Below are 10389 nucleotides of genomic sequence, written 5' to 3' on the forward strand. Positions count from 1 at the left end.
GTGCGCATGTCGCACCCCGAAGACCAAGACTCCACCGCCTTGTTCCGCGCGGCGATCGGGCCGGTAACGCCGCTCAACGCGACGCCGCCGGCCAATACCAAGCCACGGCCCAAACCGCGTGCGCGCATGGCCGAACACGACGATGCCCAAGCGCAAAGTGAGTTCCACACGCTGCTGCGCGAACGTGCGCCGCTGGAGGCCGGCGACATCGCCAGCTATCGCCGCGCGCATCTGCCGGCGCGGCTGTTCCAACGCCTGCGCAAGGGCCAGTTCTCGGTCCAGGACGAGCTGGACCTGCACGGCGCCACCACCACGCAAGCCGAGGCGCTGCTACGCCAGTTCCTGATCGAAGCGCACGCGCACGAATTGGGTTGCGTGCGCATCGTGCATGGCAAGGGTCTGCAATCGGGCAGCACGCCTTTGTTGAAGAACCTGGTGGACCGCCTGTTGCGCCAGCGCAACGACGTGTTGGCGTTCCATTCCGCGCCACCGGCCCAGGGCGGCACCGGCGCGCTGCTGGTGCTGCTGGCGCGGCGCTGACACCGCGCGGTCACGGCAATGCAGCGGGCGAGTCGTCGCGCGTCTGGCCGGCGTCGACGACCTCGCCCAGTTCGTGCAGCAGCGCCGTGGCGTAACTGCCCGGTGGCAGTGCGAAGCGTAACTCCAGCACATCATCGTGCCCGTCCAGCCAACGCCAATGCAGATCGGCCACACGTAAACGAGTCGCACGCCGTTCCTGTTTCAATCCCTCACGTTCCAGCCCCTCGCGTAGGCGCAGCGCAAGCGTATCGTCCAATGCCGCCAGTTCCAGTGCTTGCGCCGCATCGGCGCTGCGCAGTGCGCCGCTTCCCCACAGTGGCGCCGAGGGATGGATATCGAAGCACTGCAACCGCGCGGCCAGCGCCTCGGTCCATGGCTCCGGACCGAACACGCTGCGACTGCCATCGAGCATCCACACCTCGCCGTCGAGCGGGCCATCCCAGTTGCCAGCGCTCACGCGCGCCGACAGCACCCGATTGAACAATTCCGAACGCGCCGCGGACAGCAGCAGCGCACGCTGCTCGCGACGCACCCGACGCCCGCCGAACATTGCCAGCGCGGCCGCGACGTTGCCACCGTCGCGGCCGAAGCGCTGCTCGCCGAACCAGTTGGGAATGCCGCGCGCGGCAATCTGCGCCAGCCGCGCATCGATCGCGGCGCGCGCGCCACGCACTTCGCGTAACACCAAAATAAAGGCATTGCCGGCCAGCGCGCCACGCGGCAACTTGCGATTGTGCCAGTGCGTTTCCAGCACTTGCAGGTCGGCATCGTGCAACGTCTCCAGTGCTGGAGCCACGCGTTTGGGCAAATGCACCGAGAAACGCTGGGTGGTGACCGCATGACGATCCTTCATGCCCGCATAGCCGATCGCCATCTCTGCCACGCCGGCCCACTGCGCCAGGCGGCGCACGACAAACGCGGTGTTCATGCCGCGCTTGCGCACGCGCAGCAGCAAGTGCTCGCCCTCGCCGCTCGGCGCGAATGCGGGCATTTCGTCAACCTGAAAGTCTTCCGCCGCACAACGCATGCGCGCCTGCAGCGACGCCACGCCGAACGCGCGCGGCAATGCGCTCACCGCGCCACCAGCAGCACCACCGCCTGGGCCGCGATGCCTTCACCGCGACCGGTGAAGCCGAGCTTTTCGCTGGTGGTGGCCTTGACGCTGACGCAATCCACCTCGACCTGGAGCAAGCCGGCCAGACGCGTGCGCATCGCCAGCGCATGCGGGCCGACCTTCGGCAACTCGCAGACCACGGTGATGTCGGCATTGCCCAGGCGCCAGCCGCGCTCGCGCAACAGGCTGTCGCAATGGACTAGGAACTGCGCGCTGTCGGCACCTTTCCAACGCGGATCGGAAGGCGGGAAATGCTGGCCGATATCGCCCAGCGCCAATGCACCGAGCAAGGCATCGCACAACGCATGTATCACCACGTCGCCGTCACTGTGGGCCAGCACGCCGTGCGCGTGGGGGACGCGCACGCCGCCCAGCATCACGTGGTCGCCATCGCCGAAGGCATGGACATCGTAACCCTGGCCGATACGGAAGGGAGGCAAGTCAGACATCGACATAGAGATGGAAACGTCGTCCGGAAAAGAGAGAAGTTCGCACGCCGCACCGGAGCGCAGCGCCGGTCGTGCACAACGGGCCGGTCACGGTTGCCCTTCGCGCTGGAACAGCGCGAATTCGAAGCGCGCCAGATCGGCCGGGGTGGTGATCTTGAAGTTGTCCTCCGCCCCCTCGATCAGAAGCGGCCGCAGCCCCAGCAATTCCATTGCCATCGCGTCGTCGGTGACCTCCACCCCAGTCGCTTCGGCCTGCTCCAGCGCACGACTCAACTGCAAACGACGAAACAATTGCGGGGTCAGCGCGCGCCACAGGCGCTCGCGCGGCTCGGTCCCGTCGATGCCACCATCGTCGCCAGCGCGCTTGAGCGTGTCGCGCACCGGCGCGGCCAGAATCGCACCGACGGGATCCCCGCGCCCGGTCTCCAGCAAGCGGTCCAGATCGGCCAGCGCCAGATTGGGACGCGCCGCGTCGTGCACCAGCACGAAATCGTCCGGCTTGACCGTCTCCGGCAAGGCATGCAGCGCGGCCAGCACCGAGCCGGCCCGACTGCCCGCGCCGAGGCAGGTCAGCACCGGCTTGCCGGCCATTTCGGTCCAGCCGGGCCACTGCACATCGTCGACGCCGAGCGCGACCATCGCCCCCGCCACCGCCGGATGCACCAACAGCGCCTCCAGCGCGTGCGCGAGCAAAGGACGCCCACCCGCCTGCAGATACTGTTTGGGTGTGACACCCCCGAATCGAGTGCTACGACCAGCCGCCGGCACCACCGCCCAGACCGCCGCCATCAGGGTTGCTCGCCTGGGGCCGGGGACTCCGGCGAAGCGGGCGCGGCAGCGTCCGGCGCATTGGGCACCGGCGCGTTCTCAACCACGCGGTAGAACTTCTCGCCAGGTTTGATCATGCCCAGTTCGCTGCGCGCGCGCTCCTCGATGGCCGCCTCGCCGTCCTTGAGATCCTTGACCTCGGCGGCGAGCGCGGCGTTGCGTTGTTGCAATCCTTCGTTATCGCGCTTCTGGTGCTCGACCTGACTCTCGAGCACCAGCACCTCGCCGGAATTTCCCGGACCGAACCAGAAGCGGTACTGCAACCACGCCAGCAGTCCCGCCAGCACCAGCAACAGCCAGCGCCAGTTGCGCACGACTATCGCTTGAGCGAGACGAACGCGCGACGCCCCGCATAGCGCGCCGCGCTCCCCAGCACTTCCTCGATCCGCAACAACTGGTTGTATTTGGCAACACGGTCACTGCGGCACAACGAGCCGGTCTTGATCTGGGTAGCGGTGGTCGCCACCGCGATGTCGGCGATGGTGGTGTCCTCGGTCTCGCCGGAGCGGTGCGACACGATGGCCGCATAGCCCGCCTTGTCGGCCATGGCGATGGCTTCCAGCGTCTCGGTCAGCGTACCGATCTGATTGACCTTGATCAGAATCGCGTTGGCGGTGCCGGACGCGATCCCCTGCTTGAAGATCTTCGGGTTGGTCACGAACAAGTCATCGCCGACCAGTTGCACCTTGCCGCCGATGCGATCGGTGAGCAACTTCCAACCAGCCCAGTCGTCCTCGGCCAGGCCGTCTTCGATGCTGACGATGGGATACTGCGCGGCCCAGTCGGCAAGGAAATCGACGAACTGCTCGCTGGTCAGGCGCTTGCCCTCGCCCACCAAGTGGTATTTACCGTTGTCGTAGAACTCGCTGGAAGCCACGTCCAAGCCCAGCAGCACATCGTCGCCGGCGGTGTAGCCGGCCTTGCCGATGGCTTCGAGGATGGTGTCCAGCGCCTCGACGTTGCTGCGAAAATCCGGAGCGAAACCGCCCTCGTCGCCGACCGCGGTGGACAGGCCATGACCCTTCAGCACCGACTTCAGCGCGTGGAAGATCTCGGTGCCGGCGCGCAGCGCCTCGGAGAAGGAGCCGGCGCCGACCGGCAGCACCATGAACTCCTGGAAGTCGACGTTGTTGTCGGCATGCGCGCCGCCATTGATGATGTTCATCATCGGTACCGGCAGCGCCACGTTTTCCGGGTGAGCGACGGACAACGACTGCCACAGCGCCTGTTTGCGTGAGGCGGCGACCGCATGGGCATTGGCCAGCGACACCCCGAGCAGCGCATTGGCGCCCAGGCGTCCCTTGTTCTCGGTGCCGTCCAGATCGATCAGGCGCCGGTCCAGGCCTTGCTGATCAGCCGCGTCGAAGCCCTGCAGTGCGTTGGCGATGATCGTATTGACGTTCTCCACCGCCTTGCGCACACCCTTGCCCAAATAGCGGGTCTTGTCGCCATCGCGCAGTTCGACCGCTTCCTTGGTGCCGGTGGATGCGCCCGAGGGCACTGCGGCGCGGCCCAGGGAGCCGTCAGCCAGCGTCACCTCCGCTTCAAGCGTGGGATTGCCGCGCGAGTCGAGGATCTCGCGGGCGTGGATCTTGGCGATAGTGGTCATAAGTGCAGTCGGTTACCAGGAATAAAGGGGGAAGGCGGCAAACCATCGGATTATCGCCGTAGTGCCGCAGCTTGCCAAATACGTCACGCGTTGCTGCAACGTGACCCATGCAGGGGCGAGGCTCGACAGCGCAGGCGCCCAGTGTGCGGCGCACCGGGTCAGCCCAGGTCGTGTTCGGGAAAGCCACTGCGCTTGGCGATGGCATCCAGCGCCAGCAAGGTTTCCAGCAAGCCTTCCATCCGCTCCAGCGGCCAGGCATTGGGGCCATCGGACAGGGCCTTCGCCGGATCGGGATGGGTCTCGGCGAACACGCCGGCCACGCCCACCGCGACCGCCGCGCGCGCCAGCACCGGCACGAACTCGCGCTGGCCGCCGGAACTGCTGCCCTGCCCGCCAGGCAACTGCACCGAATGGGTGGCATCGAACACCACCGGACAGCCGGTCTCGCGCATCACGCTGAGCGAGCGCATGTCGCTGACCAGGTTGTTGTAACCGAAGCTGGCACCGCGCTCGCAGACCATGATCTGCGCGTTACCGGTGGACTTGGCCTTTTCCACCACCGGCTTCATGTCCCATGGCGACAGGAACTGGCCCTTCTTGATGTTGACCGGCTTGCCGGCGGCGCACACGTTCTTGATGAAATCGGTCTGCCGCACCAGGAACGCCGGGGTCTGCAACACATCCACCACCGCCGCCACTTCGTGCAGCGGGGTGTATTCGTGTACGTCGGTCAACACCGGCACGCCGATCTGGCGCTTCACCGCCTCCAGCACCTTGAGCCCCTGCTCCAGGCCGGGGCCACGGAAGCTGGTACCGGAAGTGCGGTTGGCCTTGTCGAAGCTGGACTTGAACACGAAATGGATGCCCAGCTTGTCGGTGATTTCCTTGAGCTTGCCGGCGACGTCGAGCTGCAGCTGCATCGACTCGATCACGCATGGGCCGGCGATCAGAAACAACGGCTGATCCAGACCGACATCGAAGCCACACAGTTTCATCAGATCACCTATCGGTTGAACCCTACTCCCAACGGGAGAGGGATGCGGGCGCGAAGCACCGCGAAATCACTCCCCCCTCCCGCCGGAAGAAGGGATGGCGTGGAAACGCGGGCGCAGCCCGGTGAAGGCGAAGGCGCAAGACGGCACATGTGCGCGCACTCGGCAACTGGCGTTTACTGTCCGCGAAAAGGGAGTCATGCGCCGACGAACACTCAGGCACGCGCTTCCTTCAACAGCTTGCCACCCGCCTTGCGCTCGCGCGCAGCACGGACGAATCCGATGAACAGCGGATGGCCGTCGCGCGGCGTGGACAAAAATTCCGGATGCGCCTGGCAGGCCAGGAACCAGGGATGCGTGTCGCGCGGCAGTTCGACCATCTCCACCAGGGTGTCGTCCATGGACTTGGCCGAGATCACCAAGCCGGCGTCCTCAAGCTGGGTACGGTAACGGTTGTTGAACTCGTAACGGTGGCGGTGGCGCTCGGCCACGACATCCTTGCCATACAGTTCACGCGCGAGGGTGCCCGGCTTGAGCCGTTGTTCCTGCAACCCCAGGCGCATGGTGCCACCGAGTTCGGACTTCTCGTCGCGCTTCTCGACGTCGCCGCTGGCGGTACGCCATTCGGTAATCAAACCGATCACCGGATACGGCGACTGGCGATCGTTTTCGGTGCTGTTGGCCGCATCCAGGCCGGCAACATGCCGCGCGTAATCGACCACCGCCGCCTGCATGCCATAGCAAATGCCGAAGTACGGCACACCGTGTTGACGCGCGTAACGCGACGTCATCACCTTGCCTTCGAAGCCACGGTCGCCGAAGCCACCAGGCACCAGGATGCCATCGACATCGGCTAACGCGGCCATGTCGCTACCTTCCAGATCCTGCGCCTCCAGCCACTTCAAGGTGACCTTGGTGCGCTGGCGCAAACCGCCATGTTTGAGCGCCTCGCCGACCGACTTGTACGCGTCTTGATGATCGACGTACTTGCCGACCACAGCGATGGTGACCTCATCGAGCGGATGCTGGATGGCATCGACCACCGCCTCCCATTCCGACAAGTTGGCCGGGCCGACCTTGTTGTGCAGCTTGAACTGCTCGATGACGATCTCGTCCAGGCCCTGGCGACGCAATTCCAGCGGCATGCCGTAAAGCACGTCGATGTCGGCAGCGCTGATCACCGCGCGCTCGGAGACATTGGTGAACAGCGCGATCTTGCGCCGCTCCGAATCCGGAATCGCCTGCTCGGAACGGCACAGCAACACGTCCGGCTGGATACCGATCGAACGCAATTCCTTGACCGAGTGCTGGGTCGGCTTGGTCTTCAATTCACCGGCAGCGGCGATATACGGCACCAGGGTCAGATGGATGAACATCGCCTTCTCGGCGCCGCGTTCGGTGCGCACCTGACGGATTGCCTCCAGGAACGGCAACGACTCGATATCGCCGACGGTGCCACCGATCTCCACCAGCGCCACATCGAAGCCGGCGGTGGCCTCGTCCACGCAGCGACGGATCTCATCGGTGATATGCGGGATCACCTGCACGGTGGCGCCGAGGTAATCGCCACGGCGCTCCTTGCGGATCACGTTCTCGTAGATGCGCCCGGTGGTGACCGAGTTCTTGCGCGACAGGCGGGTGCGCACGAAACGTTCGTAATGGCCCAGATCCAGGTCGGTCTCGGCGCCATCGTCGGTGACATAGACCTCGCCGTGCTGAAACGGGCTCATCGTGCCCGGATCCACATTGATGTAGGGGTCCAGCTTCATCATCGTGACCGACAGGCCACGCGCTTCGAGAATGGACGCAAGCGAGGCGGCCGCGATGCCCTTGCCAAGCGAGGACACTACGCCGCCAGTCACGAAAATCAGGGGGGTCATGGCTCTAGGCCTCCCGGAAAGCCATAGTTTAACGGCTGATGCGGATTTGCCCAAGCGCTTTCGGCGACATCGGCCACACAAAAACAGACGCCCCGGCCGCAGCCGAGGCGTCGGGCACGCGCGATGCCATGCGCGATCAGGACTTGCGCGCTTCTTCCTCTTCCTCTTTCTTTGGCGCCGCCGCGCCCTTACCGACGTTGTGTTCGGCGGCCGCAGCGGCGCGCCGCTTGGCCTTGGCGTCGGCCTGGGCCTTTTCCTTGGCGACCTGTGCCTCGTAGGCGGCGGCACCGGAGGCGGCCGGATCGGCGCTCTGCGCCTGGGCCATCGCCACTGGCATGGCGACCGCAGCGGCGAAGAGGGCTGACAGGATCAACAGCTTGCGAATGTACATGGCAGGACTCCTCTTGAAACCTGCGACGGAGATGGGAATGCCGTCGCGCTTTTGCCATGGTCAGCCTAGCGCAACAGCGCCACACCCGCCCTGAATACCGGGCCACGTGCAAAAAAACCCCGCAGCCCGCACACTTCCGACTCTGCTTCGCGCCACCTGTTGAGACGCATGAACACCCGCTACAACGCTGCCGACATCGAAGTTCTCTCTGGTCTGGACCCGGTCAAACGCCGGCCCGGCATGTACACCGACACCTCACGCCCCAATCATCTGGCGCAAGAGGTCATCGACAACGCCGTGGACGAGGCGCTGGCCGGCCATGCCCGGCACATCGAGGTGACGCTGTACAAGGACGGCAGTTGCGAAGTCTCCGACGACGGCCGCGGCATGCCGGTGGACATCCACCCGGAAGAAAAAATCTCCGGTGTCGAACTGATCCTCACCCGGCTGCACGCCGGCGGCAAGTTCAGCGACCGCAACTACACCTTCAGCGGCGGCCTGCATGGCGTCGGTGTCAGCGTGGTCAACGCCCTGTCCAAGCAGGTGCAACTGTTCATCCGGCGCGAGGGCAACGAGTACCGCATGGCCTTCGCCGACGGCCATGCGGCCTCCAAGCTGGAAATCGTCGGCAGCGTCGGCAAGAAGAACACCGGCACGCGCTTGCGCTTCTGGCCCGACCCCAACTACTTCGACACACCCAAGTTCGCCGTGCGCGCGCTGCGCCACCTGCTGCGCGCCAAGGCCGTGCTATGCCCCGGCCTGACCGTCAAGCTGCACGACGAGGCGACAGACGAGCATGACACTTGGCACTTCGAGGATGGTCTGCGCGATTACCTGCGCGGAGAACTGGCCGAACGCGAACTACTGCCGGCCGATCTCTTCGTTGGCAGCCTCAAGAAGGACCGCGAAATCGTCGACTGGGCGGCGGCCTGGGTGGTCGATGGCGACCTGGTGCAGGAGAGCTACGTCAACCTGATTCCCACCGCACAGCACGGCACCCACGTCAACGGCCTGCGCAGCGGCTTGACCGATGCGCTGCGCGAATTCTGCGATTTCCGCAACTTACTACCGCGCGGGGTGAAGCTGGCGCCGGAAGACGTGTGGGATCGCGTCGCCTTCGTGCTGTCGCTGAAGATGACCGACCCGCAGTTCAGCGGGCAAACCAAGGAACGCCTGTCCTCGCGCCAGGCCGCCGGCTTCATCGAGGGCGCCGCGCACGATGCCTTCAGCCTATGGCTGAACCAGAACGTGGAGACCGGCACGCGCATCGCGCAGATCGCGATCGACCGCGCCAGCGCACGCCTGAAAACCGAAAAGCAGATCACCCGCAAAAAAGTGACCCAGGGCCCGGCGCTGCCGGGCAAGTTGGCCGACTGCATCAGCCAGGACCTCTCGCGCACCGAATTGTTCCTGGTGGAAGGCGACTCCGCAGGCGGCAGCGCCAGACAGGCGCGCGACAAGGACTTCCAAGCGATCCTGCCGTTACGCGGCAAGATCCTCAATACCTGGGAAGTGGCCTCCGGTAGCGTGCTGGCCTCCGAGGAAGTGCACAATCTGGCCATCGCCATCGGCTGCGACCCGGGCAAGGAAGAGATCGATGGTCTGCGCTATGGCAAGGTGGTGATTCTGGCCGACGCCGACTCCGATGGTCTGCACATCGCCACGCTGCTGACGGCACTGTTCCTGCGTCACTTCCCGTCACTGGTCAAGGCCGGCCATGTCTTCGTGGCGATGCCGCCGCTGTTCCGCGTGGACGTAGGCAAGCAAGTGTTCTACGCGCTGGACGAGGAAGAAAAGCGCTCGCTGCTGGAAAAGATCGCGCGCGAGAAGATCAAGGGCCAAGTCAGCGTGACCCGCTTCAAGGGCCTGGGCGAGATGAATCCCCAGCAGTTGCGCGAATCCACCATCCACCCCGACACCCGCCGACTGGTGCAATTGACCGTGGACGAAGGCGACGACACCCGCGCGTTGATGGACATGCTGCTGGCCAAAAAACGCGCCAGCGACCGCAAGCAATGGCTGGAGACCAAGGGCGACCTGGCGTCGCTGGATGTCTAGGCCGCATGATGCACCACTGAAGTGAATGCCAAGTCGCCTGGAGCGCGCAGCAACGACGTTGCGCATCTTGTGTAGACAGGCAGAGTCCGCCTGGGCGGCGCCACGCAACACCACCTGCGCACCAGCGACAACCAACGCATCGCACTTCAGCAGGGAACAGCACGCTCCAGGAAGCCCAAGTGCGACAAGCCGCAACGCAGGAACGGATCCTGACGCCACCGTAGCGCGGACATCGTCGCGTGCCACATTGGGATGGACATCGAGACGGAGGGTAAGGACTGTAGAGACCAACGACAGTATCGCGCGAGGCGAGGCGAGGCGCTCAAGCGCCCCACCACATCGCCACAGTCAAGGAAACGACAGCGAAACGAAGCGTATTGAAAGCACCGTGAGGTGGAACGTACCGCGCGCCCATCTGCCTATAGGCGGCCATTGGGACAGTCGCTCAATTAGTTCCCATGCGCTTCGCACAGACCCAAGACGGCGGTATACGCAGTCAACACCATCACACATTACAAATGCTCATAC

At 64.9% G+C, this 10389-nt stretch carries 10 protein-coding genes; 2 read left to right on the forward strand and 8 right to left on the reverse strand.

The annotated features are described in order from the left end of the window. Positions 1–6 precede the first annotated feature (6 nt). Positions 7–540: a Smr/MutS family protein gene (locus XalbCFBP2523_RS10875; protein WP_045766681.1), complete on the forward strand. Its 534-nt coding sequence runs from the start codon at positions 7–9 to the stop codon at positions 538–540. A 10-nt stretch (positions 541–550) separates the two neighbouring features. Here the strand turns inward: XalbCFBP2523_RS10875 and truD are convergent, their stop codons facing one another. The 8 genes from truD to XalbCFBP2523_RS10915 all read right to left on the reverse strand — a co-directional run bounded on the left by truD (position 551) and on the right by XalbCFBP2523_RS10915 (position 7803). Next, entirely contained in the window at positions 551–1615 is a 1065-nt protein-coding gene (gene truD / locus XalbCFBP2523_RS10880) for a tRNA pseudouridine(13) synthase TruD (protein WP_080928069.1), read from the reverse strand. Further along, the gene (ispF, locus tag XalbCFBP2523_RS10885) at positions 1612–2103 is read right to left on the reverse strand and encodes a 2-C-methyl-D-erythritol 2,4-cyclodiphosphate synthase (protein WP_407070974.1); all 492 of its coding nucleotides are present in this window, start codon (positions 2101–2103) and stop codon (positions 1612–1614) included. Before ispF ends, truD begins: the two co-directional genes overlap by 4 nt. Positions 2104–2190: 87 nt before the next feature. Next, positions 2191–2895, reverse strand: a complete 705-nt coding sequence (ispD, locus tag XalbCFBP2523_RS10890) for a 2-C-methyl-D-erythritol 4-phosphate cytidylyltransferase (protein ID WP_196296900.1) — start codon at positions 2893–2895, stop codon at positions 2191–2193. Further along, positions 2892–3245, reverse strand: coding sequence for a cell division protein FtsB (gene ftsB / locus XalbCFBP2523_RS10895; RefSeq protein ID WP_045765563.1), 354 nt, complete (start codon positions 3243–3245; stop codon positions 2892–2894). Before ftsB ends, ispD begins: the two co-directional genes overlap by 4 nt. Before the next feature lie 2 nt (positions 3246–3247). Then, on the reverse strand, positions 3248–4540 hold the full coding sequence (gene eno / locus XalbCFBP2523_RS10900) for a phosphopyruvate hydratase (RefSeq protein ID WP_045765562.1): 1293 nt from the start codon (positions 4538–4540) through the stop codon (positions 3248–3250). Positions 4541–4698: 158 nt separating this feature from the next. Next, positions 4699–5535: a 3-deoxy-8-phosphooctulonate synthase gene (gene kdsA / locus XalbCFBP2523_RS10905; protein ID WP_045765561.1), complete on the reverse strand. Its 837-nt coding sequence runs from the start codon at positions 5533–5535 to the stop codon at positions 4699–4701. Between the two features lie 212 nt (positions 5536–5747). Then, the gene (gene pyrG / locus XalbCFBP2523_RS10910) at positions 5748–7412 is read right to left on the reverse strand and encodes a CTP synthase (protein ID WP_012915668.1); all 1665 of its coding nucleotides are present in this window, start codon (positions 7410–7412) and stop codon (positions 5748–5750) included. Positions 7413–7548: 136 nt separating this feature from the next. Further along, on the reverse strand, positions 7549–7803 hold the full coding sequence (locus tag XalbCFBP2523_RS10915) for a hypothetical protein (RefSeq protein WP_012915667.1): 255 nt from the start codon (positions 7801–7803) through the stop codon (positions 7549–7551). 168 nt (positions 7804–7971) lie between these two features. Here XalbCFBP2523_RS10915 and parE point away from each other — a divergent pair, with 168 nt between their 5' ends. Beyond that, complete coding sequence (gene parE, locus XalbCFBP2523_RS10920; protein WP_045765560.1) at positions 7972–9861, forward strand: DNA topoisomerase IV subunit B; 1890 nt, start codon at positions 7972–7974, stop codon at positions 9859–9861. Positions 9862–10389 lie beyond the last annotated feature (528 nt).

This window comes from Xanthomonas albilineans (assembly GCF_002939705.1).
Lineage (GTDB): Bacteria > Pseudomonadota > Gammaproteobacteria > Xanthomonadales > Xanthomonadaceae > Xanthomonas_A > Xanthomonas_A albilineans.

Excerpts from the sequence above, each read along its gene's own strand:
- XalbCFBP2523_RS10875 (WP_045766681.1), top strand. The coding sequence starts at position 7 with ATGTCGCACCCCGAAGACCAAGACTCCACCGCCTTGTTCCGCGCGGCG.
- ispF (WP_407070974.1), bottom strand. The coding sequence starts at position 2,103 with ATGTCTGACTTGCCTCCCTTCCGTATCGGCCAGGGTTACGATGTCCAT.
- eno (WP_045765562.1), bottom strand. The coding sequence starts at position 4,540 with ATGACCACTATCGCCAAGATCCACGCCCGCGAGATCCTCGACTCGCGC.
- kdsA (WP_045765561.1), bottom strand. The coding sequence starts at position 5,535 with ATGAAACTGTGTGGCTTCGATGTCGGTCTGGATCAGCCGTTGTTTCTG.
- pyrG (WP_012915668.1), bottom strand. The coding sequence starts at position 7,412 with ATGACCCCCCTGATTTTCGTGACTGGCGGCGTAGTGTCCTCGCTTGGC.
- XalbCFBP2523_RS10915 (WP_012915667.1), bottom strand. The coding sequence starts at position 7,803 with ATGTACATTCGCAAGCTGTTGATCCTGTCAGCCCTCTTCGCCGCTGCG.
- parE (WP_045765560.1), top strand. The coding sequence starts at position 7,972 with ATGAACACCCGCTACAACGCTGCCGACATCGAAGTTCTCTCTGGTCTG.